This is a genomic window from Kaistia sp. 32K (assembly GCF_016629525.1).
Lineage (GTDB): Bacteria > Pseudomonadota > Alphaproteobacteria > Rhizobiales > Kaistiaceae > Kaistia.
On sequence record NZ_AP024269.1, the window covers coordinates 507,389 to 531,763 of the forward strand.

General features: G+C 67.3%; 18 protein-coding genes. 10 read left to right on the top strand and 8 right to left on the bottom strand.

Annotated features, from left to right (window positions below):
• Positions 1–243: 243 nt before the first annotated feature.
• The 3 genes from K32_RS02205 to K32_RS02215 all read right to left on the bottom strand — a co-directional run bounded on the left by K32_RS02205 (position 244) and on the right by K32_RS02215 (position 4,637).
• Positions 244–1,524 (bottom strand): FAD-binding oxidoreductase, encoded by a 1,281-nt coding sequence (locus K32_RS02205; RefSeq protein ID WP_201402451.1) that lies wholly within the window; start codon positions 1,522–1,524, stop codon positions 244–246.
• Between the two features lie 34 nt (positions 1,525–1,558).
• Entirely contained in the window at positions 1,559–2,938 is a 1,380-nt protein-coding gene (locus tag K32_RS02210) for an aspartate aminotransferase family protein (protein ID WP_201402452.1), read from the bottom strand.
• Between the two features lie 298 nt (positions 2,939–3,236).
• The gene (locus K32_RS02215) at positions 3,237–4,637 is read right to left on the bottom strand and encodes a glutamine synthetase family protein (protein ID WP_201402453.1); all 1,401 of its coding nucleotides are present in this window, start codon (positions 4,635–4,637) and stop codon (positions 3,237–3,239) included.
• A gap of 209 nt (positions 4,638–4,846) precedes the next feature.
• Between K32_RS02215 and K32_RS02220 the strand changes: the two genes are divergently transcribed.
• The 6 genes from K32_RS02220 to K32_RS02245 all read left to right on the top strand — a co-directional run bounded on the left by K32_RS02220 (position 4,847) and on the right by K32_RS02245 (position 11,069).
• Positions 4,847–5,947 carry a polyamine ABC transporter substrate-binding protein gene (locus K32_RS02220; RefSeq protein WP_371812858.1) on the top strand — a complete coding sequence of 367 codons (1,101 nt, stop codon included), beginning with the start codon at positions 4,847–4,849 and terminating at the stop codon, positions 5,945–5,947.
• A 75-nt stretch (positions 5,948–6,022) separates the two neighbouring features.
• Positions 6,023–7,192, top strand: a complete 1,170-nt coding sequence (locus K32_RS02225) for an ABC transporter ATP-binding protein (RefSeq protein ID WP_201402454.1) — start codon at positions 6,023–6,025, stop codon at positions 7,190–7,192.
• A 3-nt stretch (positions 7,193–7,195) separates the two neighbouring features.
• The gene (locus tag K32_RS02230; protein WP_201402455.1) at positions 7,196–8,110 is read left to right on the top strand and encodes an ABC transporter permease subunit; all 915 of its coding nucleotides are present in this window, start codon (positions 7,196–7,198) and stop codon (positions 8,108–8,110) included.
• A gap of 78 nt (positions 8,111–8,188) precedes the next feature.
• Positions 8,189–9,010 (top strand): ABC transporter permease, encoded by an 822-nt coding sequence (locus tag K32_RS02235; protein ID WP_201402456.1) that lies wholly within the window; start codon positions 8,189–8,191, stop codon positions 9,008–9,010.
• Between the two features lie 95 nt (positions 9,011–9,105).
• Positions 9,106–9,705, top strand: coding sequence for a DUF2239 family protein (locus tag K32_RS02240; RefSeq protein WP_201402457.1), 600 nt, complete (start codon positions 9,106–9,108; stop codon positions 9,703–9,705).
• 17 nt (positions 9,706–9,722) lie between these two features.
• Entirely contained in the window at positions 9,723–11,069 is a 1,347-nt protein-coding gene (locus tag K32_RS02245) for an MATE family efflux transporter (protein WP_201402458.1), read from the top strand.
• 33 nt (positions 11,070–11,102) lie between these two features.
• On the opposite strand, the gene K32_RS02250 is transcribed toward K32_RS02245, so the two are convergent.
• On the bottom strand, positions 11,103–12,890 hold the full coding sequence (locus K32_RS02250) for an AsmA family protein (RefSeq protein WP_201402459.1): 1,788 nt from the start codon (positions 12,888–12,890) through the stop codon (positions 11,103–11,105).
• A 208-nt stretch (positions 12,891–13,098) separates the two neighbouring features.
• Between K32_RS02250 and K32_RS02255 the strand changes: the two genes are divergently transcribed.
• Positions 13,099–15,078: an acetoacetate--CoA ligase gene (locus K32_RS02255; RefSeq protein WP_201402460.1), complete on the top strand. Its 1,980-nt coding sequence runs from the start codon at positions 13,099–13,101 to the stop codon at positions 15,076–15,078.
• A gap of 164 nt (positions 15,079–15,242) precedes the next feature.
• On the opposite strand, the gene K32_RS02260 is transcribed toward K32_RS02255, so the two are convergent.
• The 3 genes from K32_RS02260 to K32_RS02270 form a co-directional block, all read right to left on the bottom strand.
• Positions 15,243–16,928 carry an iron ABC transporter permease gene (locus K32_RS02260; RefSeq protein WP_201402461.1) on the bottom strand — a complete coding sequence of 562 codons (1,686 nt, stop codon included), beginning with the start codon at positions 16,926–16,928 and terminating at the stop codon, positions 15,243–15,245.
• Between the two features lie 64 nt (positions 16,929–16,992).
• Positions 16,993–18,045, bottom strand: a complete 1,053-nt coding sequence (locus K32_RS02265; RefSeq protein ID WP_201402462.1) for a Fe(3+) ABC transporter substrate-binding protein — start codon at positions 18,043–18,045, stop codon at positions 16,993–16,995.
• A gap of 280 nt (positions 18,046–18,325) precedes the next feature.
• Complete coding sequence (locus tag K32_RS02270) at positions 18,326–19,081, bottom strand: 16S rRNA (uracil(1498)-N(3))-methyltransferase (RefSeq protein ID WP_201402463.1); 756 nt, start codon at positions 19,079–19,081, stop codon at positions 18,326–18,328.
• Positions 19,082–19,270: 189 nt separating this feature from the next.
• On the opposite strand from K32_RS02270, the gene xseA reads away from it, so the two are divergent.
• Entirely contained in the window at positions 19,271–20,770 is a 1,500-nt protein-coding gene (gene xseA / locus K32_RS02275; protein WP_244669954.1) for an exodeoxyribonuclease VII large subunit, read from the top strand.
• Between the two features lie 301 nt (positions 20,771–21,071).
• Here the strand turns inward: xseA and K32_RS02280 are convergent, their stop codons facing one another.
• Positions 21,072–22,748: a thiamine pyrophosphate-binding protein gene (locus tag K32_RS02280; protein ID WP_201402465.1), complete on the bottom strand. Its 1,677-nt coding sequence runs from the start codon at positions 22,746–22,748 to the stop codon at positions 21,072–21,074.
• A gap of 148 nt (positions 22,749–22,896) precedes the next feature.
• Between K32_RS02280 and K32_RS02285 the strand changes: the two genes are divergently transcribed.
• On the top strand, positions 22,897–23,832 hold the full coding sequence (locus K32_RS02285; RefSeq protein ID WP_201402466.1) for a hypothetical protein: 936 nt from the start codon (positions 22,897–22,899) through the stop codon (positions 23,830–23,832).
• Between the two features lie 106 nt (positions 23,833–23,938).
• Positions 23,939–24,271, top strand: a complete 333-nt coding sequence (locus K32_RS02290; protein ID WP_201402467.1) for a YXWGXW repeat-containing protein — start codon at positions 23,939–23,941, stop codon at positions 24,269–24,271.
• Positions 24,272–24,375 lie beyond the last annotated feature (104 nt).

The following is a 24,375-nucleotide window of genomic DNA, read 5'->3' on the forward strand; positions in this document are numbered from 1 at the left end:
TGGCATCCTCCCGTTGAACGTTGCGTTCGCGCGACCACGGCTATGGCTGCCGCTTCGCCGCTTTCGCGGCGCGCTCGCTGTCCGGTCGAGAGGTGCCTCTACGCCGGTGGCAGCAGCGGTCTCGGGGGGAGACTGACAGAACTGCCGCTCACGTCAACTGCCGCTGCGACAGATTGTCCTAAAAATGACATCGCTGTCATTGGCGGCTCGCCGCGGCTCCGTCGGGATGGGAGGCGGCCGGCGTCAGAGCCGGTCGCGCAGCGCGTACCAGCTCATGCCGGCAACGAGCGCCGGCCAGCGCAACAGCTTGCCGCCGGGAAAGCGCGGGCAGGGGAGATCAGCGAAGGCGTCGAGCCTCGACGGATTGCCGAGGATCGCCTCGGCCAGGATCTTGCCGCCGAAGGGCGCGAGCGCGACGCCCTGGCCGGAATAGCCTGACGCCGCATAGACGCCGGAGCGGACCTTGCGCAGGAAGGGCAGGCGGTTGACCGTGACGGCGAGCGTGCCGCCCCAGGCATGGTCGATGCGCGTCCGCTCGAGCTGCGGATAGATCTTCACCAGATGCCGCTTCACGAAGGCGAAGATGTCAGTCGGGTCGGAGCGCGAATAGGTCTCGCCGCCACCGAAGAGGATGCGGCCGTCCGGCGTCGGGCGCCAGTAATAGACGACGAAGCGCGAATCCGAGACCGCCTCGCCGCCGGGGATCAGCCCGCCCGGTCCGCCGGCGCCGATCGGCTCCGTCGTCAGGATGAAGTTCTTGATCGGCATCGCCCGGGTCTCGGTCTCCTGGTCGATGCCGTCGAGCAGGCCGTTGCCGGCAAGGATGACGACGTCGGCCGTGATCCGCCCGCGATAGGTCTCGATCACAGGCGCCGCGCCGCCTTCATTGAGCTTCCGCGCCGGCGTCTGCTCATGGATGCGCGCGCCGGCCTTGGCCGCCGCCGTCGCCAGCCCTTGCGCGAATTTCAGCGGATGCAGGTGGCCGGCGGTGCGGTCGATCCGGCCGCCGAAATAGGCGTCCGTGCCGATTTTCGGCGCCAGGCGGTCGCGGTCGATCCATTCGGCGGCGGCGTAGCCATAGTCGCGGTTCAGCTTCTCGACATAGTGCCGTTCCTCGTCGACGAGGCGCGGCTTGTGCACCGCCTCGATCAGCCCCGGCCGCCATTCGGCGTCGATGCCATGCTTGTCGATCAAGTGATGGACGAGCGCCTTCGCTTCCTCGGCGAGGGTCCAGAGCTCGCGCGCCGCCGGCAGGCCCAAGCGTTTCTCCAGCCATTCCTGGTCGCGGCGCTGGCCGGTATGCAACTGGCCGCCATTGCGGCCCGAAGCGCCCCAGCCGACCTTCTCCGCCTCGATCAGCACGACGTCGATGCCGGCTTCGGCGAGGTGCAGCGCCGCCGACAGCCCGGTATAGCCGCCGCCGATGATGGCGACGTCGGCGCGCGTGTCGCCGTCGAGCGGGGCGAAGGCGAGGGTCTTGTCGGCCGTCGCGGCATACCAGGAAGGCGCGTGCGGATGGTTCATGCGGAATGTCCGTCGAACAGGGTCGCCGCCGCCATCATAGCAGTCCCAACCGCTTCAGTTCCGCCTGCGTTTCGTCCAGCGTCTTCCGCGCCGAGGCGACGAGGATCTCGGCCTCTTCATGCGAAAGCGTGAGCGGCGGGGCGATGATGAGCGAATCCCGCACGGCGCGCATGACGAGGTTGTTCCCAAGCGAGATATCGCGCGCGATCGTGCCGACCTTGCCGGTATCGGCGAATTTTTGCGTCCGCGACGCCTTGTTGGGCACCAGTTCCAGCGCGCCCATCAGGCCGGTCATCCGCGCCTCGCCGACGAGCGGATGATCGGCGAGCCCGCGCCAGCGGCTCTGCAGATAGGGGCCGATGTCGTTGCGCACCCGCTCGACCAGCTTCTCGTCTTCGAGGATGCGGAGGTTTTCCAGCGCCGCCGCGGCGGTGACGGGATGGGCGGAATAGGTGAAGCCGTGGTGGAATTCGCCGGCCGTGTAGAGGACATCAGCCACCTTGTCGGAGACCATGACGCCGCCGATCGGCAGATAGCCGGAGGAGAGGCCCTTGGCGATCGGCATCAGGTCCGGCTCGATGCCGAAGGTCTCGGAGCCGAACCAGTTGCCGGTGCGGCCGAAGCCGGTGATGACCTCGTCGGCGACCAGCAGGATCTCTCGCTCCGCGAGGATGCGCTTCACTTCCGGCCAGTAGGTGGCGGGCGGGATGATGACGCCGCCGGCGCCCTGGATCGGCTCGGCGACGAAGGCGGCGATCCTGTCCTCGCCGATTTCATCGATCGCCTTTTCCAGCTCGCGCGCCGCGAACAGGCCGAATTCGTCGGGGCTCATCTCGCCGCCCTCGCCGAACCAGTAGGGCTGCGCGATATGGTGGATGCCGGGGATCGGCAGGCCGCCCTGGCTGTGGATCGACGACATGCCGCCGAGGCTGCCGCCGCCGAGCGTCGAGCCGTGATAGGCGTTGTGGCGGGCGATCAGCACGGTCTTGTCCGGCTTGCCGAGGCTCGTCCAATAGTGCCGCGCCATGCGGATGACCGTGTCGTTCGCCTCCGAGCCGGAGCCGACGAAGAAGACGCGGTTGAACTGCGGCGGCGTGATCTCAGCCAGCTTCTCGGCGAGCGCGATCGCCGGCGGATGGGTCGACTTGAAGAAGGTGTTGTAGAAGGAGACCTCGCCCATCTGCCGCTGCACGGCCTCGGCGATCTCCTTGCGGCCATGGCCGATGTTGACACACCAGAGCCCGGCCATGCCGTCGAGGATGCGGTTGCCCTCGGAATCCCAGATCCACGAGCCCTCCGCCCGGACCACGACGCGGCAGCCCTCGGCGTTCAGGCTCTTCATGTCGGAGAAGGCGTGGATGTGGTGCGCCGCGTCGCGGGCGCGATAGTCGGCAGTGACGTTCGAATTCGTCATGAGCAGGTCCGGTTGCGGTCGTCTCGATATCGCTGGCAGCGCTGGCAGCGCCGTGTGTTCTTGCGCTCTCAGAGGGAGACCCTCGCACAGGGCTGCAAGACAGTCATACAGTCCCCGATTTCCATCATCCTGAGGAGGCTTTCGCAGAAAGCCGTCTCGAAGGACGCACGGCCGGGGGGCCGCTGTTGGACCGTTCTGCGTGCTTCGAGACGGCCCTTCGGGCCTCCTCAGCATGATGAGAACGGTGCTGCGTGAAGGGGGCCAGCCTCTGGGGAAAGGCTGGCCGATGCTGCCCCGGCTAGACGTTCAGCAGCAGGAACTCGCGCTCCCACGGGCTGATCACCTGCATGAAGGTCTCGTATTCGGCCCGCTTGATCGCGCCATAGGTGGCGACGAAGCGCTCGCCGAAGATCTCGGCCAGCTCCTCCTGCTCCTCGAACAGCGCCACCGCTTCGAGCAGGCCGCGCGGCAGGTCGATCTCGTCGGAATTGGCCGAGCCCGAGACGGGGTCGCCGACCTTCAGCCCTTCCATCAGGCCGAGATAGCCGCAGGCGAGCGACGCGGCGATGGCGAGGTAGGGGTTGGCGTCGGAAGAGGGCAGGCGGTTTTCCAACCGCCGGCCGGCCGGATTGGAATTCGGCACGCGCAGGCCGACGGTGCGGTTGTCATAGCCCCATTGCGTGTTGACCGGCGCCGAGGACGAGCGCACCAGCCGGCGATAGGAATTCACATACGGCGCCAGCATGCAGAGCACGGCCGGCAGGTATTTCTGCGAGCCGCCGATGAAGGCGAAGAACTTCGAGGTCGGATCGCCGTCCTCGTCGGAGAAGATGTTCTTGCCGGTCGCCGTGTCGATGACGGACTGGTGGATGTGCATGGCCGAGCCCGGCTCGCGCGACATCGGCTTCGCCATGAAGGTGGCGTACATGTCGTGCCGGAGCGCCGCCTCGCGGATGGTGCGCTTGAACAGGAACACCTGGTCGGCGAGCGCCAAGGGGTCGCCGTGCAGCAGGTTGATCTCCATCTGCGCCGCGCCTTCCTCGTGGATCAGCGTGTCGATCTCGAGGCCCTGCTGCTCGGAGAAATCGTAGATGTCGTCGAACAGGTCGTCGAACTCGTTGATCGCCGCGATCGAGTAGGACTGCCGCGCCGCTTCCGGCCGGCCGGAGCGCCCGGTCGGCGGCTCGAGCTGGTAGTCGGGATCGGTGTTCGGCTTGACGAGGTAGAATTCGAGCTCCGGCGCCACAACCGGCTGCCAGCCCTGGTGCGCATAGAGCTCGATCACCCGGCGCAGCACCTGGCGCGGCGCGGTTTCGACCGAGCGGGCGTCGCGATGGTAGGCGTCGTGGATCACCTGCGCCGTCGGATCGGTCTCCCACGGCACGACGCAGAGCGTCGACAGGTCCGGCTCGAACATGACGTCCTGGTCGGCGGCGTCGCTCTGGAAGCGGTCGTCATCGTCGGGATAATCGCCGGTGATGGTCTGGGTCAGGATCGAGCCCGGCATCGACATGGTCGGCCCGGCGAGGAATTTCTGCACCGGCATCATCTTGCCGCGGGCGACGCCGGCCTGGTCGGGGACGACGCATTCGATGTCCTCGATGCCGCGGGCTTTCAGCCAGTCGCGGGCCTCGTCCAGCGATTTGACGCCCCGGACGCTGCCGTCGGCCGTCCTCACGCCCTTCTTCCGTTTTGCCACGATTTCTCCTCGGCTCTGACGGGAATTTCTTTGGAGTGTCGTCACCGCTGAAGCGAAGTCAACTTGTACGGTTGCCGTGCGGCTTCAGGTCCTTGCGAACGGACGCGATAAACGGTTGAGGTAGCTGAAAAAGCCTTCTAACGTCTGAATCTTAGTATGGGTTTGTGGCAGCCGCGCCTGAGAGGCGCGGGTCCATCTAGGGGTTAGACATGATCAAGCATGCCTTCAGCGGCGTCGCGATTTCCGCGATGCTGGCCTTCGGAGCCTCCAGCGGTGCCCTGGCCGCTGACAAGGAGCTCCATATCTTCAACTGGTCTGACTATATCGACACGTCGATCATCGACGATTTCACCAAGGAGACCGGGATCAAGGTCGTCTATGACGTCTACGATTCCATGGAAATCCTGGAGACGAAGATGCTGGCCGGCGGCTCGGGCTACGACATCGTCGTGCCGACCGACCGCAACCTGAAGCGCATGATCGACGTCGGCGTGTTCCAGAAGCTCGACAAGTCGAAGGTCCCGAACCTCTCCCACATGTGGGACGAGATCACGACCCGCCTCGCTACCTATGATCCCGGCAATGAGATTGCCGTGAACTACATGTGGGGCACCACCGGCATCGGCTACAATGTCGAGAAGATCAAGGCGGCCATGCCGGACGCGCCGGTCGACTCGATGGACATGTTCTTCAAGCCGGAAGTCGTGTCGAAGTTCAAGGATTGCGGCGTCTACATGCTGGATTCGCCGGATGACGTCATCCCGGCCGCGCTCAACTATCTCGGCCTGCCGCCGGATTCGAAGAACCCGGACGAGATCGCCAAGGCGGGCGAGCTGATCGACAAGGTCCGCCCCTATATCCGCAAGTTCCATTCGTCGGAATACATCCAGGCGCTCGCCAATGGCGACATCTGCCTGGCCTTCGGCTATTCGGGCGACGTGATCCAGGCGCGCACGCGCGCCACCGAAGCCAAGAACAACGTCGAAGTCGGCTACGCGATCCCGAAGGAAGGCGCGCTGCTCTGGATGGATTCGATGGCGATCCCGAAGGACGCCCCGAACCCGGAGGCGGCGCTCGCCTTCATCAACTACATCCAGCGCCCGGAAGTCATCGCCAAGGCGACCGACTACGTCTCCTACGCCAACGGCAACAAGGATTCGCAGGCCTTCATCGACAAGGCGATCCTGAACGATCCGACGATCTATCCCACTCCGGACGTCATGAAGAAGCTCTATACGACGACCCCGAACGATCCGAAGGTTCAGCGGGTCGTGACGCGGCTCTGGACGAAGATCAAGAGCGGCACCTGATCTGATGGACAAAGGAGGCCCGGTCTAGTACCGGGCCTCTTCACGACGGGCATCGAAGGCGGGGGTAGAGGCTTCATGGCAGGTAAGTCGCTTACGGCGGGCAAATCGCTTGGACCGATCCGCAGGGCCTTCGCGCCCTGGAACGATCCGACCGCCAAGCCCTTCATCCAGTTCCAGAACGTCACCAAGACGTTCGGCGACTTCACCGCCGTCGACGATCTCTCGCTGAACATCTACGAGCGCGAGTTCTTCGCGCTGCTCGGCCCATCGGGCTGCGGCAAGACCACGCTGATGCGCATGATCGCCGGCTTCGAGGAGCCGACGAGCGGCCACGTCATGCTCGACGGGCAGGACCTCGTCGGCGTGCCGCCCTATCGGCGCCCGACCAACATGATGTTCCAGTCCTATGCGCTGTTCCCGCATATGAGCGTCTGGGACAACATCGCCTTCGGCCTGAAGCAGGACGGCATGCCGAAGCCGGAGATCGCTGCCCGCGTCGAGGAGATGCTGGCGCTGGTCAAGCTCGAGAAGTTCGCCAAGCGCAAGCCGCACCAGCTTTCCGGCGGCCAGAGGCAGCGTGTCGCGCTCGCCCGCTCGCTCGCCAAGAAACCGAAGGTGCTGCTGCTCGACGAGCCGCTCGGCGCGCTCGACAAGAAGCTGCGCGAAGAGACGCAGTTCGAGCTGATCGACCTGCAGATGAAGCTCGGCATGACCTTCGTCATCGTCACGCACGACCAGGAAGAGGCGATGACGGTCGCCGACCGCATCGCCGTGATGGACCAGGGCCAGATCGTCCAGATCGCCACGCCGGCCGAGATCTACGAACAGCCGAATTCGCGCTATGTCGCCGACTTCATCGGCGACATCAACCTGCTCGAGGGCACCATTGGCGCGGCCGAGGACGGCGTCGCGACGCTCGACTGCGTCGGCACCGGCGCAAGGGTCCAGGTCAGCCAGGACATCTCCGCCAGCCCCGGCACCACGGCCTGGTTCGCGGTCCGGCCCGAGAAGGTCGCGATCTCGCTGACGCCGCCGGCCGATCCGGGCGTCAACGCCGTCACCGGCGAGGTCTGGGACATCGCCTATCTCGGCGACGTCTCGATCTATCACGTGCGGCTCGCCACCGGCGCCACGGTCAAGGCGACCATCACCAACACCACCCGTCTCGTCGAGCGGCCGATCACCTGGGACGACAAGGTCTGGCTGACCTGGTCGCGGGACGGCGGCGTCGTGCTGACGAGGTAGATGATGGCCACGACCAACCGCAATACCGGACATTCGCCGCTGCGATGGCTGGTTGTCGCGATCCCCTATCTCTGGCTGATCGTGCTCTTCCTGGCGCCGTTCCTGATCGTGGTGAAGATCTCGCTGTCGACGACGGCGATCTCGATGCCGCCCTATACGCCGGCGCTGGACTTCACCTCCGGCCTTGGCGCGCTCTGGGAGCAGATCCAGGAATTCAGCTTCGACAATTACGTCTTCCTGACCGAGGACGCGCTCTACTGGAAATCCTATCTGTCGAGTCTGCAGATCGCGCTGGTCTCGACCTTCCTGATCCTCCTGATCGGCTATCCGATCGCCTATGGCATGGCGCGCGCCCGCAAGGAGTGGCGGACGACGCTCCTGATGCTGGTGATCCTGCCGTTCTGGACCTCGTTCCTGATCCGCGTCTATGCCTGGATCGGCATTTTGAAGCCGGAAGGGCTGCTCAACCAGCTGCTGCTCAGCCTCGGCGTCATCAGCGAGCCGCTCAACATCCTGCCGTCGACGCTCGCCGTCTATATCGGCATCGTCTACTCCTATCTGCCCTTCATGATCCTGCCGCTCTACGCGACGCTGGAGAAGCTCGACGAGACGCTGCTCGAGGCGGCGGCCGATCTCGGCTGCCCGCCGATCCAGGCGTTCTGGAAGATCACCTTCCCGCTGTCGATCCCCGGAGTCGTCGCCGGCTGCTTCCTCGTCTTCATCCCGGCGGTCGGCGAGTTCGTCATCCCGGACCTGCTCGGCGGCTCCGACACGCTGATGATCGGCAAGACGCTGTGGGCCGAGTTCTTCTCGAACCGCGACTGGCCGGTTTCCTCGGCGGTCGCCGTCGTGCTGCTGGCCATCCTGGTGATCCCGATCATGCTGTTCCAGAACGCGCAGAAGAAAGCGACGGAGTAGGCCCATGCTGACATATTCGTTTGCCCGGTTTGCGCTTCTCTCGCGCGGTTTCGTGGCCCTCCCGCTGGGAGCGGCGCGATGAGACGCGGCGCTTCCTGGTTCAACGTCACCTCGATCACGCTCGGCTTCGCCTTCCTCTATCTGCCGATCGTCCTTCTGGTGATCTATTCGTTCAACGCCTCCAAGCTGGTGACGGTCTGGGGCGGCTTCTCGACCAAATGGTACGTGTCGCTGCTCAGCAATCAGGGCCTGCTCGACGCCGCCTGGGTGACCATTCGCGTCGCGCTGCTGTCGGCGACGATTGCCACCGTCCTCGGCACGCTGGCGGCGATCGCGCTGGTGCGTTTCGGCCGCTTTCCGGGCGGCACGCTGTTCTCCGGCATGGTCTATGCGCCGCTCGTCATGCCGGAGGTCATCACCGGCCTCGCCATGCTGCTGCTCTTCGTCGCCATCGGTTTTGCCCGCGGGTTCTGGACCCTGACGCTGGCGCACATCACCTTTTCCATGTGCTTCGTCGCCGTCGTCGTGCAGTCGCGCCTTGTCACCTTCGACCGCAGCCTGGAGGAGGCGGCGCTCGATCTCGGCTGCCCGCCGTTCCGGACCTTCTTTACGATCACGCTGCCCTTGATCCTGCCGGCGGTGGTGGCGGGCTGGATGCTGGCCTTCACGCTGTCGCTCGACGACCTGGTGATTTCGAGCTTCACGACGGGGCCGGGCGCCACGACGCTGCCGATGAAGATCTACAGCCAGGTCCGGCTCGGCGTGACGCCGGAGATCAACGCCATCTGCTCGATCCTGATCGCCATCGTCGCGACCGGCGTCATCATCGCGTCGGTCGTCACCAAAAGGCGCGAGGTCGAGCGCCAGCGGGCGGAGCGGCTGGCGCTGCAACTCGGCTAAAGCGGCTTCAGCCATCACGGATAATTTACCCGGGTATTATTGACGCAAATATTCTATCCGGGTAATTTAAGACCTCTGCGACAGAGGACATCACGATGAGCGTGGCCAGGACCATCTATTGCACGGCCTTCCAGGGCCTGACGCGGATTGCCTCCGGCGTGCTGCCGGAGGTCGCGCTGAAGAGCAAGGCCGCGATGGAGCAGGGCGGCGAGCCCGTCCTGCTGTTCGACGACGAGACCAGCCGGCCGATCGAGGTCGACTTTCGCGGCTCGCCCGAGGAAGTCCTGGAGCGGCTGAACCAGCCGCCGGCCGAACCCGGCGAGGCGGCCGAGGCCGTGGCGCCGGCGCGCGGCCCGGGCCGGCCGAAGCTCGGCGTCGTCGCGCGCGAGGTCACGCTGCTGCCGCGCCACTGGGCGTGGCTGACGGCCCAGCCGGGCGGCGCTTCGGTGACGCTGCGGCGGCTGGTCGACGAGGCGCGGCGCGCCTCGGAGGGGATCGATCGCATGCGCCAGGCGCGCGAGGCGACGCTGCTCTTCATGACGGCGATGGCCGGCAACCTGCCGCATTACGAGGACGCGACGCGGGCGCTTTTCGCCGGCGATCGGGCCCGCTTCGGGCAACTGATCGAGGCCTGGCCGGTTGACGTCAGGGATCACACCGAAAAGCTCGCCGGCCCCGCCTTCGAAACCGCCTGATCCCCTCGGAGATTGAAATGTCGCTGCCGCCGCTGTGGAGGGCGTTCCTCGTCTTCCTGGGGCCGATGATCCTCAGCAACGTGCTGCAGGCGCTGTCGGGCACGCTCAACAACATCTATCTCGGCCAGATGATCGGCGTCGGCGCGCTCGCCTCCGTCGCCGCCTTCTTCCCGATCCTGTTCCTGTTCATCTCCTTCACCATCGGCCTCGGCGCCGGCGCCTCGGTGCTGATCGGCCAGGCCTATGGCGCGCAGAAGCTGGAGACGGTCAAGGCCGTCGCCGGCACCGTGCTGACGGTGTCGATGCTCTTCGGCGCGCTGGTGGCGGTGTTCGGCGGCGCCTTCACCGCGCCGGTGCTGAAATTCGTCGGCACGCCGGCCGATATCCTGCCGGATGCGACGGCCTATGCCCGCATCATGCTGATCGCCATGCCGGGCCTGTTCGTCTTCCTGCTGATGACGTCGATGATGCGGGGCGTCGGCGATACGGTGACGCCGCTTTATGCGCTGGCGATCTCGACGGGGACGGGACTTCTCGTCACGCCGGCGCTAATCCGTGGCTGGTTCGGCCTGCCGAAGCTCGGCGTCGTCAGCGGCGCCTATGCCTCGATCTTCTCCTTCCTGGTGGCGCTCGCCTGGCTCGCCGTGCACATGCGGCGGCGCAAGCATCCGCTGGCGCCGGATGCCGTGCTGATCCGGCATCTCCGCATCGACTGGAAGCTGCTGCGCAATGTCCTGAAGATCGGCATTCCGTCCGGCGTCCAGCTCGTCCTCGTTTCGCTGGCGGAGATCGCGGTGCTGGCGCTGGTCAATTCCTTCGGCTCGGACGCGACCGCCGCCTACGGCACCGTCAACATGGTGATCAACTACGTGCAGTTCCCGGCGATCTCGGTCGCGATCACCGTGTCGATCCTTGGCGCGCAGGCGATCGGCGCCGGCCGGGTCGAGACGCTGGGGATCATCACCAAGACCGGCCTCCAGCTGACCCTGATCATCACCGGTAGCCTGATCGCGCTCTGCTATCTGTTCTCGCGCACGCTGATCGGCTTCTTCATCACCTCGGAGCCGGTGATCGAGCTGGCGCAGACGCTGCTGCACATCGTGCTCTGGGGCTACATCCTCTTCGGCATGTCGAGCGTGCTCGCCGGCGTCATGCGGGCGAGCGGCACGGTGCTGGTGCCGACCCTGATCTCGATCGTGGCGATCGTCCTCGTCGAGGTGCCGGTGGCCTACGGACTGTCGGGCATCTATGGCATCAACGGCGTCTGGGCGGCCTATCCGATCGCCTACATCGTCATGCTCGCCCTGCAGGCGAGCTACTACCAGTTTGTCTGGCGCAAGAAGACGATCCGCCGGATGGTGTGACGGCTCCGCCGCCGTCCGCCGCTTGGGAAGCGATCAGTCGGGCAGGGGCGACGGCACGAGGCTGTCGCTGCTGCCGCTTCGGCGGGCGATGCCGCTGAAGTCGGGCACCAGGGTCGGATGATCCCAGCTGCCGCCGATCACGAAGGGCACGTTGATCGACGTGCTGGCCGCGCCGGTGCTGCGCTCGATGGCGAGATCGCCGCGCGCGCTGATCGTCGGGACCTGCAGCGGCGCTTCGCCCGAGAGGTCGATGGTATAGCCGCTGCCCTTCACCACGATCGACGAGGCGGTGACCCGGTCCGCATCGACAGTGAAGGTGCCGTCGGCCTGCGTGAACTTGGTGGAACCGCCGAGCAGATTGCCGCTGATGATGCCGTCGGCGGTGATCTTCTGCGACAGCGCGCCGATGTTCACGCCGTCGAACGTGCCGTCGCTGATCGTCGCGCGGCCGCCGCCGGAAAGCGACGCCATCAGGCCGTTCCAGCTGGTGCCGTGCGCCGACAGATTGACCGTGCCGCTGCCGGTGCCGTCGATATGGCTGATGCCGAAGAGGTCGGAGAGCGCGGCGCGGACCGGCAGGCCGTCGACGCGGCCCTGCAGCGAGGTCGACGCGGCTTCATCCTTGAGCGAAGCGGAAAGGCTGGCCGACAGGCGGCCGCCATAAAGCTGCGCCTCGCCGACCGAGAGGGTCAGCCGGTCGTCGCGGATCGTCGCCGAGGCGGCCGTGCGGCCGAGCCGGGCGCTGCCGAGCAGCACCTGCGAGGCCGAGACGCGCAGATCGACGTCGCCCTCGTTGAGCGCGCTGACCGGGAAGGGCTGGTCGGGCGCCGCGCGTGCCGCCGACACGGCGCTGGCCAGCGCCTCGGCATAGGCGGAAAGATCGAGGCTCTCGAAGGCGAGCGTGCCCTGGACGGCAGGACGCGCCTTGGCGAAGCCGATCGACAGCACGCCCTCGCCGTCATTGCCGTCGACGCTGATCTTGGCGTCGGCGAAGGTCAGCGTGTTGAGGGCGAGGCTCGCCTGCGATTCGATCGAGGCGCTGCCGAGCGTCGAGCCCTCTTCCATCGGCATGTCGAACAGGCCGGCGAGGCGGCGGATCGACGGCGTCGTCACTGTCAGCTGTCCCTCGCCCTCGGGCTGGATCAGGTTGCGCACCGTGCCGTTGAACGAGGCGCGCAGCGGCGTCGAGGCGACGGCGAAGCGCAATGTCGAGCGGTTGCCGGCGACGAGGTCGAGCGGCGCGCCGACCGAGCCGTTGAAATCGAAGGTCTCTTCCTGCCAGGTCGCGCTGCCCTTGACGCTGGCCGTCGTGCTCGGATCCGGCCAGTTCAGGTCGGCGTTCACCCGGGAAAGCACCACTTCCGGCCGATCGGCGGCGACGTAGTGGATGGTGCCCGCGCGGATGATCAGCCGGCCGAGCTCGGACTCGCCGAGCAGGGAGCGCGGCAGGGTCCAGTTCGGCGTGCCCTTGGCGTCGACGGCGAAACGGAAGACCGGCTTCTCAAGCTCCAGCGCCGACGGCCGGACATGACCGATGAAGAGCGGCAGCAGGCCGAGCTCCGCCCTCAGCGAGTCCATCACGACGAGCGGTTGCGCATCCTGTCCCGAGCCGATCCGCACCTTCTGGAACGTGACGACCGGATAGGGCCGGAAGGAAACGGTCGGCGTTCCTTCGAAGGTCAGCGTCTTTCCGCTCCAGCCCGCGACCTCGCGCGTGATGGACCGCCGGACCGCCTCGATGGTGACGAGCTTGGGCGCGATCAGCACGAAGCCGACGCAGATGACCAGAATCGTCAGGATGGCTAGCAGGATTTTTTTCATAGGACCCGGTGACGACTGCCCCTGACGTTTCGGAAGCTGTTACGGCCAACCGGCTTCCCGATAGGCAGAAATCCGCGATTTCGCAAGGCTTTTCTCTGCCGCGCCGGTGCGGTTTCGAGCGTGACTCGGGGATTTGCTGCGGATATCCATGGGCTGTCGACGCATTTTTTGCCGCACTGCAACCATTCTGGGGAGGACCGTTGCCGCCATGACGCCCGAGACCGCCGACGAAGTCATCGACCAGCCGCTCTGGACGCCGTCGGCGGCCCGCATGGCGGCGCATCCGATGACGCGGTTCCGGGAGCGCGCTGCGGAGCGCTCCGGGCGCGCCTTGCCCGACCATGACGCGCTGCATCGCTGGTCGATCGAGGATCGCGCCGGGTTCTGGGATCTGGTCTGGGACTTTGGCGGCGTCGCAGGCGACAAGGGCGAGCGGCGGCTCGTCGACGGCGACCGCATGCCGGGCGCGCGCTTCTTCCCCGACGCGACGCTGAACTTCGCGGAAAACCTGCTGAAGAAGACGGGCACGGGCGACGCGCTGGTGTTCTGGGGCGAGGAGCGGGTGAAGCGCCGGCTCTCCTGGGACGATCTTCACGCCCTCGTCTCGCGCCTGCAGCAGGCGCTCGTCGCCGCCGGCGTGAAGCCGGGCGACCGTGTCGCCGCCATGATGCCGAACATGCCGGAGACGATCGCCGCCATGCTGGCGACCGCCTCGATCGGCGCGGTCTGGTCGTCCTGCTCGCCGGATTTCGGCCCGCGCGGCGTGCTCGACCGCTTCGGCCAGATCGAGCCGACGGTGTTCATCGCCTGCGACGGCTATTACTACGCGGGCAAGACGATCGACATCTCGCCCAAGCTCGCCGAGATCGTGCCGGGCCTGCCCTCGGTCCGGGCGACGGTGATCGTGCCCTATATCGGCACGGCCGCCGCCACCGCCGCGAAGCTCCCGCAGGGTGTCGCGCTCGACGACTTCGTCGCGCCCTTCACTGCGAAGCCGGTCGCCTTCACGCCGATGCCCTTCGGCGCGCCGCTCTATGTGATGTTCTCGTCCGGCACGACCGGCGTGCCGAAATGCATCGTGCACTCGGCCGGCGGTACGCTGCTCCAGCACATCAAGGAGATCCATCTCCATTGTGGCATCGGCGAGAACGACCGGCTGTTCTACTTCACCACCTGCGGCTGGATGATGTGGAACTGGCTCGCCTCCGGCCTCGCCACCGGCGCGACGCTGCTGCTCTATGACGGCTCGCCCTTCCATCCGGACGGCAATATCCTGTTCGACTATGCCGACGCCGAGCGGATGACGATGTTCGGCACCTCCGCCAAGTTCCTCGACGCCGTGCACAAGGCAGGTCTCCGGCCGATCGAGACGCACGACCTGTCGACGCTCCAGATGATGACCTCGACCGGCTCGCCGCTGGCGCCGGAGAGCTTCTCCTTCGTCTATGACGGCATCAAGCGCGACATCCATTTGGCCTCGATCTCGGGCGGCACCGACATCGTCTCCTGCTTCGTGCTCGGCATTCCAGGCCGGCCGGTCTGGAAGGGCGAGATCCAGGGGCCCGGGCTCGGCCTCGCGGTCGACGTCTGGGACGAGGACGGCAAGCCGATTGCCGAGGGCAAGGGCGAGCTGGTCTGCCGGCTGGCCTTTCCCTCGATGCCGATCGGCTTCTGGAACGATGCCGACGGCAGCCGCTACCACGCCGCCTATTTCGACCGCTTCGCCAATGTCTGGTGCCATGGCGATTTCGCCGAGTGGACCGCGCATTGCGGCCTGATCATCCATGGCCGCTCGGACGCGACGCTCAATCCGGGCGGCGTGCGGATCGGCACGGCCGAGATCTACAACCAGGTCGAACCGATCCCCGAGGTGCTGGAGGCGCTGGCGATCGGCCAGGATTTTGACAATGACGTCCGCGTCGTGCTGTTCGTGCGGCTCCGCGACGGCGCCATCCTCGACGCGGCGCTCGAGAAGACGATCCGCGACCGCATCCGCAGCGGGGCCTCGCCGCGCCACGTCCCGGCGAAGATCCTCGCCGTCGCCGACATCCCGCGCACCAAGTCCGGCAAGATCGTCGAACTCGCCGTGCGCGAGATCGTGCATGGCCGCCCGGTGAAGAACCAGGAGGCCCTCGCCAACCCCGAGGCGCTGGCGCTGTTCCGGGATTTGCCCGAGCTGGCGGTCTAGAGGAAAGAAAGACCCTCACCCTGACCCGCTCCCGCGGGCGGGAGAGGGGACGCGCTCGATCGCTGTGCTTATCCTGAAAACTTGAACTCGGCCTTGACGATCCGCCGGCCAAAAAGCCCTCGCCCGCTTGCGGGAGAGGGTTGGGTGAGGGTCTTCCTTCTTCGTCAGCCCACCACCGGCCGCCGCCGATCCCGCGTCCCGGCGCGGGCGAGCAGGGCTACCGGCAGCATGCCGATGACGACGATGACGAGCGCGGCGATCGCGCCGTCCTCATAGGTGCCGCGCGCCGCCTCGCCATAGACGTAAGTCGCGAGCGTCTCGAAATTGAACGGCCGCAGCAGCAGCGTTGCCGGCAGTTCCTTCATGCAGTCGACGAACACGAGCAGGCCGGCAGCGGCGAGCGCCGGCGACAGCAGCGGCACGTGGATGCCGCCCATCAGCCGGGCGGGGCCGGCGCCGAGGCTGTGCGCCGCCATGTCGATCGAAGGCGAGATGCGCGTGAAGCCCGCCTCGATGCCACCGATCGAGATCGCCATGAAGCGCAGGCAATAGGCGAGGATCAGCGCCGCGCCGGAGCTCATGAGGATCAGGCCCGGCGAGCGGCCCCAGATGCCCTTCACCAACTCGGCGATCCAGTTGTCGAGGCCGGCGATCGGCACCAATAGGCCGACGGCAAGTACCGTGCCCGGAATGGCGTAGCCGATGCCGGAGAGGCGGATCAGGCCGTGTAGCGTCTTGCGGCGCGACATGCGGCCGGCGGTCGCCAGGAACAGGCCGATGGCGACGGTGAGGATCGCGGCGATGGCGGCGAAGAGCAGGCTGTTGCCGGTCCAGATCCAGAGCTCCGCCGGCAGGCCGCCGAGCTTGACCCGCCGCCAGGCCGAGACGACGAGATAGCTCGCCGGCACGACGAAGCCGAACAGGATCGGCGCGGCGCAGAGAAGCGTGGCGACAAGGCCGGCGAGGCCCGCGAGCGGCTGCGGCATGGCCGGCTTGTTGCCGCGCGGGCCCGAATAGTTCATGCCGCGCCGGCCGAGCCGCTCGATCACCACCAGCGCGAAGACGATGGCCAGCATGACGAGGGCGATCTGCGCCGCGCCCTCGATCGACGAGCGGGTCACCCAGGTGGTGTAGATCGCCACCGTCAGCGTGCGCACGCCGAGGAATTCCGACGCGCCGATGTCATTCAGCGCCTCCATCAGCGCGAGGCTGACGCCGACGGCGACCGCCGGGCGCGCCAGCGGCAGCGCCACGGTGCGGAAGGCGCGGAAGCGGCTGGCGCCCAGCGTCCGCGACGCCTCCAGCATCGAGGCCGACTGCATGACGAACAGCGCCCGCACCGGCAGGTAGACATAAGGGTAGAGGATGAAGCCGAGCAGCAGGATCGCGCCGCCGAGCGAGCGGATGTCCGGGAAGGGCAGGCCGCGCGGATCGGTGATGCCGAAGAGGTTGCGCAGGCCCGTCTGCAGCGGCCCGACCGGGTGCACCACGTCGAGATAGGCATAGGCCATGACGTAGCTCGGCACCGACAGCGGCAGGAGCAGCGCCCATTCGAACAGGCGGCGGCCGGGGAAGCGGTAGGCCGTCACCAGCCAGGCGGTGCTGATGCCGATGACGGTGACGAGGATGCCGACGCCAAGCAGCAGTAGCGCCGTGGTGCGCGCCGCGACCGGCAGCACATTGGCGATCAGGTGCGGCCAGAGCGTGCCGGAGCCGCGCGCGGCGAAGAAGACGAGGCCGAAGATCGGCGCCAGCGCGACGAGCGCCACGAGGCCGCCGCCGACCAGCCAGAGCCGGTCGGAGCGGGCGGGGCGCCGTGTCGCGCGGCGCACGATCGCGGAATCGGTCATGCCCCGGAGGATCCGGGGCATGCGAGGACGGGCGGTGAGCCTGCCGGATGCGGCATGCGGCCGATCAGCCGTCGAAACCGACGACGTCGACCAGCTCGCTCGCCTGCTTGCGCTCCTTGGCGACCGAGGTCAGCGGCAGCGGATCGACCGTCAGCGTGCCGAGCTCGGCGATGATCGGGTCGGCGGCGACGCCGGCGCGGACCGGATATTCGAAGTTCGCCTTGGCGTAGATTTCCTGGGCCGGCTCGGATGCGAGGAATTCCAGCAGCTTGACGGCGTTCTCCTTGTTCGGGGCGTTCTTGGCAACGGCTGCGCCCGAGACGTTCACATGCGTGCCCGCCTTGTCCTTGAAGGTCGGCAGGATGACGCGGATCGCGTTGCCCCATTCGACCTGCTCGGGGCCGCCCTTGCCGGAGCGCATCAGGCCGACATAGTAGGAATTGGCGACGCCGACGTCGCAAAGATTGGCGAGGATGTCGCGCGCCACGTCGCGGTCGCCGCCGCCGGCCTTGCGGGCGAGGTTTTCCTTGACGCCGCCGAGCCATTCCTTGGCCGCGTCCGGGCCGTCCTTGGCGATGACGGCCGCGATCAGCGAGGTGTTGTAGGGGTGCTGGCCCGAGCGGATGCAGACCTTGCCCTTGAAGCGCGGATCGGCGAGATCCTCATAGGTCAGCGTCTCGTCGGTGACGCGGTCCTTCGAGGCGTAGATGACGCGGGCGCGCATCGACAGGCCGAACCACTGGCCGTCCGCGTCGCGCAGATTGGCGGGGATCGCCTCTTCCAGCACGGCCGACTGGATCGGCTGGGTCAGGCCGCGATCGGCAAGCTCGATCAGATTGCCGAAATCGACGACGGAGAGCAGGTCGGCCGGCGAATTGGCGCCTTCGGTGGCGACGCGCTCGGCGAGACCTTCCTTGACGAAGATCACATTGGCCTTGATGCCGGTCTCTTTGCTGAAGCTGTCGAGCAGCGGCTGGATCAGGCCCGGTTCGCGGGTCGTGTAGACGTTCACCTCGCCGGGGGCTTGCACTTCGCCGGCCGCTTGGGCGGAAAGCGTGGTCGTCGCAAGCAGCGCAGCGGCGGCGGCGCCCTGGATCAGGCGGGTCAGGCTCAGCATAGTGAACTCCGTTCATTGAGGGGGCGGAACCCTGGCCGCCATCGTGTATCGGCGACCGGCGCTGGCTCCATCCCATCATCGCGAAGTGAGGTCAACCAGATGAACCGCATTTGGCTCAAAGTTAGACTGATTCTAAGGTAGAATTAGTCTATCCGGACCAGGCTTTCCTCTTGCCGGAAAACGTCGTCATTGCTCTGGACTATCGTCGACCGTGCTGGTCACGATTTTGTGAGCGGTCTATCCGAAAATATACAGACAAATCCCGGCTGGTTCTTCCGGGCTAGCTCTCGATCCAGTCGCCGGCGACCGCCTGGACCAGGGCCAGCGCGGCGACGGCCGCGGTGTCGGCGCGCAGGATGCGGGGCCCGAGCGGGATCGCCGTGACGAAGGGGAGGGCGTGCAGCGTCTCGCGTTCCTCCGGCGAGAAGCCGCCCTCGGGACCAATCAGCACGGCGAGCGGGCCCTTTGGAAGTGCCCGCAGGATCGATACCGGATCGGCGCCCGTCTCGTCCTCGTCGCAGAAGATGATGCGGCGCTCCGGCTCGTCCTTCGGCCAGCGGGCGAGCAGGGCGGCGAGTTGTTCGGCCGGCGCGATCTCGGGGATCGACAGCACGCCGCATTGTTCCGCGGCCTCGATCGCGTTGGCGACGACGCGGTCGTCGTTGAGGCGCGTCACCTGGGTGCGGCGGGTGATCACGGGGCGGATCAGCCCGGCGCCCATCTCGACCGCCTTCTGCACCATGTAGTCGAGCCGCGCCTGCTTGATCGGCGCGAACAGGTAGTGGAGCGTCGAGGGCGGCGTCTGCTCGCGGCTCCGCTCGTCCGCCGTCAGCACGGCGCCCTTGCGGCCGGCCTCGGCGAGCGTCGCCCGCCACTCTCCATCACGCCCGTTGAAGATCAGCACCGGGTCGCCTTCGCGCATGCGGAGCACGTTGACGAGATAGTTGGTCTGGCCCTTGTCCATGACGATGCGGGCGCCCGCGTCGAGCGGGGCATCGATGAACAGGCGTTGGGTGGTGAAATCATAGCGCGACATGCGCTTCGATAGCGCGGAGCCCGGCCGCGCCGCAAGGTGGCGCGGCTGCCGGCTTGACCGGGGCGGGCGGCGGGGGCATTCAGGACCGGCAGATACCGTCGGCACGTCTCGGCGGCATGAAGAAGGGCCGCGACCGACTTGACCGATCCCGTCCACAACGCCGGCGAATATTCCGTCTCCGAGATCTCGATGGCGCTGAAGCGCACGGTCGAGGACGCGTTCGGCTTCGTCCGCGTGCGCGGCGAAATCTCGGGCTATCGCGGGCCGCATTCCTCGGGCCACGCCTATTTCGCGCTGAAGGACGACCGCGCCAAGATCGAGGCGGTGATCTGGAAGGGTAATTTCGGCAAGCTGCGCTTCCGGCCCGAAGAGGGCATGGAGGTCATCGCCACTGGCAAGCTGACCACCTTCCCGGGCTCGTCAAAATACCAGATTGTCATCGAGTCGCTGGAGCCGGCCGGCGTCGGCGCGCTGATGGCGCTGCTCGAGGAGCGCCGGCGCAAGCTCGCCGCCGAAGGCCTGTTCGATTCGGGTCGCAAGCGGCCGATCCCTTACTTGCCCCGCGTGATTGGCGTCGTCACCTCGCCGACCGGCGCCGTCATCCGCGATATCCTGCATCGTCTCGACGACCGCTTTCCCGTCCGCGTTCTGGTCTGGCCGGTGCGCGTGCAGGGCGAGACGTCGGCGGCGGAAGTAGCCGCGGCCATCGCCGGCTTCAACGCGCTCGCCCCCGGTGGCGCCATCCCGCGTCCCGACGTGCTGATCGTCGCGCGCGGCGGCGGCAGCCTCGAGGATCTCTGGGGCTTCAACGAGGAGGTCGTGGTCCGCGCGGCGGCCAATTCGCAGATCCCGCTGATCTCCGCCGTTGGCCACGAGACCGACACGACGCTGATCGATTTTGCCGCTGACCTGCGCGCGCCGACGCCGACGGGCGCTGCCGAAATGGCCGTGCCGGTGCGCTCGGAGCTGTTGGGTACGGTGAGTGATCTCGGCCGCCGGCTCGACGGCGCCATGCTGCGTCTGGTCGAGGGACGCCGGCGCGAGCTCCGCGCTGCCGCCCGCGCCCTGCCGCGCCTCGACGATCTGCTCGCCATTCCGCGCCGCTCCTTCGACGAGCTCGCCGCCCGCATCGGCCGCGCGCTCGGCGCCAACACGCTGGCGCATCGCGGCAAGCTGGAGCGGACCGCCGGTCGCCTGTCGCCCGCCTCGCTCGACCGGCTGACCGTTCGGGCCCGAGACCGGCTCGCCGCGCTCGGCGAACGGCAGGGAAGGGCGCTGGAAGTGCATGCCGAGCGCAAGCGCGCGCTCTTCGCCCGCATCGCCGGCCGCCTCCGGATCGAGCCGCTGTCGCAGCGTGTTGCGCGCGGCGCGGTGCAGATCGCCGATATCGACGGCCGTGGCGGCCGCGCGTTCATCCGCATCGTCGAGCGGAATCGCGACCGGCTCGACCGAGCCTGGCGGCTGGCCGAGACGCTCTCCTATCGCAGCGTGCTGGCGCGCGGCTTCGCGCTGGTGACGGATGCCGAGGGCAAGACGGTCCGCGCGGCGGCGCAGGTCTCCAGCGGCGAGGCGCTGACGATCGAGTTCCAGGACGGCAAGATCGGCGCGATCGCCACCGGCGGCGCCGCCGAACCGCGCCCGAAGCGCGCCGCCAAGCCAAAGCCGCCGACGCAGGAAAGCCTGTTTTAGAGCTCCGTCCCTAGGGCCTGCCCCAGCCGTCATCGCGGGCTTGACCCGGGATCCGGTTGCCGGACAGGGCTGCCGCGGTTTGGCGCCCCATTTCGCGGCTGTATGGATCCCTGCTTTCGCAGGGATGACGGAGCGGGATGGATGACGACGGAGTAGCTGCAAGGGTCTGTCGGCGGCGCACCTGCGCCCCTTTTGTTCCCTTCCCGAACGACCACGCTCAGCCGTCATCCCTGCGAAAGCAGGGATCCATTCAACCGCGTTCACGGGAGTTGCGCTCGGAGCGGATCGGCGCAGACCTATCCTACTCCTTCAACCTCTTCCCCCGGATCTCCGCGATCGTGGCCGAGGGCGAGATGGCCTCGGGGTCGACCTTCAGGTGCAGGATGGCCGGCTTGCCGCTCGCCTGCGCGCGCTCGAAGGCGGGGGCGAAATCTTCCGTCCGCTCCACCGTCTCGCCATGGCCGCCATAGGCGCGGGCGAGCGCCGCGAAGTCCGGATTGGTGAGCTTCGTCGCCTCGATGCGGTCGGGATAATTGCGCTCCTGATGCGCGCGGATAGTGCCGTACATGCCATTGTCGACGACGACGACGAGGATCGCCGCGCCCTCCTGCACCGCCGTGCCGAATTCCTGTCCGGTCATCTGGAAGCAGCCGTCGCCGGCGAAGGCGACGACGGTGCGCTCGGGGAAGCGCAGCTTGGCGGCGACCGCCGCCGGCAGGCCGTAACCCATCGAGCCGGAGGTCGGCGCGAGCTGGGTCTTCGGACCCCGGAAGCGATGATAGCGATGCACCCAGTTGGCGTAGTTGCCGGCGCCGTTGGTGATGACGGCATCCTTGGGCAGTACCTCGCGTAGGGTCCGCATCACCGCGCCCATCTCGACGCCGCCGACATTGCGCGGCTTCGGGTCCGACCAGTCGCGATAGGCGGCGTTGGCGGCGCGGGTCTCGGCGCTCCAGCGGATCGTCGCCGGCGGGTGCACGGCCTCGAGCTGGGCGGCAAAACCGTTCGGCGTCGCGTTGATGGCGAGCGCGGGGCGATAGACGCGGCCGAGCTCGTCCGAACCACCATGCACATGCACCAGCGTCTGCCGGGGCTCGGGGATGTCGAGCAGCGTGTAGCCGGAGGACGGCATCTCGCTCATCCGGCCGCCGACGAGGATCAGGAGATCCGTCTCCTTCACCCGCTTTGCCAGCGCCGGGTTGATGGCGATGCCGACCTCGCCGGCGAAGTTCGGATGCTCGTGGTCGAACAGCCCCTGCCGGCGCAGCGACACGCCGACCGGCAGGTCGAAGCGCTCTGCGAAGCGCTGCATCGAGGCAATCGCCGGGTCGCTCCAGCGCGAACCGCCGAGAACCAGCAGCGGCCGCTCCGCCTTCCAGAGCAGCTTCTGCAATTGCGCCGTCTGGGTCAGACCCGGATAGGTCTCGATCGGTTCCGACGCGCCGACGGTTGCGACGGCGGCCGTCTCGCGCAGCATGTCCTCCGGCAGCGCCAGCACGACCGGGCCGGGGCGGCCAGAGGTCGCGACATGGAACGCGCGGGAGAGGAACTCGGGGATCCGCGCCGCCTGGTCGATCTCGGCCACCCATTTGACGACGTCACCGAACATCCGCCGGTAGTCGATCTCCTGGAACGCCTCGCGCTCGCGCATCGAGCGGCCGACCTGGCCGACGAACAGGATCATCGGCGTCGAGTCCTGCATCGCGACATGCAGGCCGGCGGCGGCGTTGGTGGCGCCGGGGCCGCGGGTGACGAAGCAGATGCCGGGGCGGCCGGAAAGCTTGCCCCAGGCATCGGCCATCATCGCCGCGCCGCCCTCATGGCGGGCGACCGTGACGGGGATGGCCGAATCATGCAGCGCGTCGAGGACGGCCAGGAAGCTTTCGCCGGGCACGCAGAAGACGCGCTCGACGCCATTCGACTCCAGCGCCTCGACGAGGAGGCGGCCGCCGGTGCGGGGCGGAACGACGTCGGACATGAGGAATTCCTTGCATGGGCGGGTGTTCGGGCGGATCGCGCCGGATCGGGCGCGTCATTGGAACGGGGATGGTGGCATCAACTTCTGTTCGGCGGAAGGCGGTGTCGCTAGACTGCGTTGGGTGGGGTCAAGTCCAGGGATAAAGAGCGTGCGCAGCGGATCTGTATTCGGCAAGTCGGGCCTCGTCGGCCTGGTGGCAGCGGCGGCGATGGCGGTGTCGGTCGGCGCCGTGTTCGCGCAGGAGGAGCCCGACGACGACGTCACCCAGGTCTCGCCATATCCGACCACGGAATTTGCCGAGGGCGCGAAGGAAGCGACCGTCTCCGATGGCGCCATCTCGGTGCGCGTGTTCCAGGAGCGCCGCCCCAACATCGATCCGGACGACGACGTGCCCGTGTTCCAGGTCAGCGTCGACGGCAAGATGGTGCTGGAGCATGTCGGCTCCACTTCCGGCATGTCGGTGCCCGGCATGAGCGCCTCGATCGCCGAGATCGATCCGACCAACGACACCAAGGAAGTCTATCTCAGCAATTATACCGGCGGCGCGCATTGCTGCTCGGAGGTCGTCGTGGCCACGAAAACAGCCAAGGGCTGGGTGGCGGTGGACGTCGGCGCCTTCGACGGCGACGGCGACTATCTGCAGGACCTCGACAATGACGGGGTGGCGGAGATCGTCACGGTCGACAACCGCTTCCTCTACGCCTTCGACTGCTATGCCTGCAGCGCCGCGCCGCTGGTGATCCGGACGGTGCGCGACGGCAAGGTCGTCGACGTGACCAACGAGCCGCGCTTCGCCAAGGCGCATCGCGAATGGCTGAAGCAGCTGGAAGACGGCGCCGATCCCGACCAGCGCTGGAAATCGCCCGGCTTCCTGGCCGGCTGGGTGGCGCAGAGCGTGCGCGCCGGCGAGGGCGAGCAGGCGTTCCAGGCTCTGAAGAAGCACTGGGACCTGAAGTCGGACGAGGGCGAGGAGGCCTGCCTGACCGGGCCGGACGTCGACAGCTGCCCCAAGAAGGATCTCAAGGTTCTGAAGTTCCCCGAACGGCTGAAGCTGTTCCTCGACCAGAACGGCTACAAGTTCTGATTTTTTTCGCATCCGGAGCGACGGAAGCGCCGCGCTCGCGCGTTAAACCGGTTGCGGGTGGTATCCGGGTGCGTTTCCGCGTCCAAAAGTGATGGGATGGATGACTATGCTTTCTCGACGTTCTCTGTTGACGGGCCTGCTGGCCGCGGCCGCTGCCGCTCCGCTGGCGACGATCGCCGCGGGCGAGGCCGAAGCGCAGTCGTGGGGCGGGCCGGGATCCGGTCCGAACGGCCGGCCGCCGCAGCCGCGCATGGAGCGCCGGCCTCCGCCGCGCCGCGGCTATGTCTGGGTGCCGGGTCACTGGCAGTGGAGCCGTGGCCGCTATGTCTGGGTCAGCGGCGGTTGGGAACGGTCCCGTCCGGGCTGGCGTCACCGGGACCCGCAGTGGGTCTGGCGCAATGGCCGCTGGGTCTTCATCCAGGGCGGCTGGTACCGCTAGAAGCTTCCTGATTTCAGGCTGGAACGGCGCGGATTTCCGCGCCGTTTTCTTTTTGGGGGGAAGCGCATGCCGCCTGAACCCTCCCCTCGAGGGAGGGTCGAAAA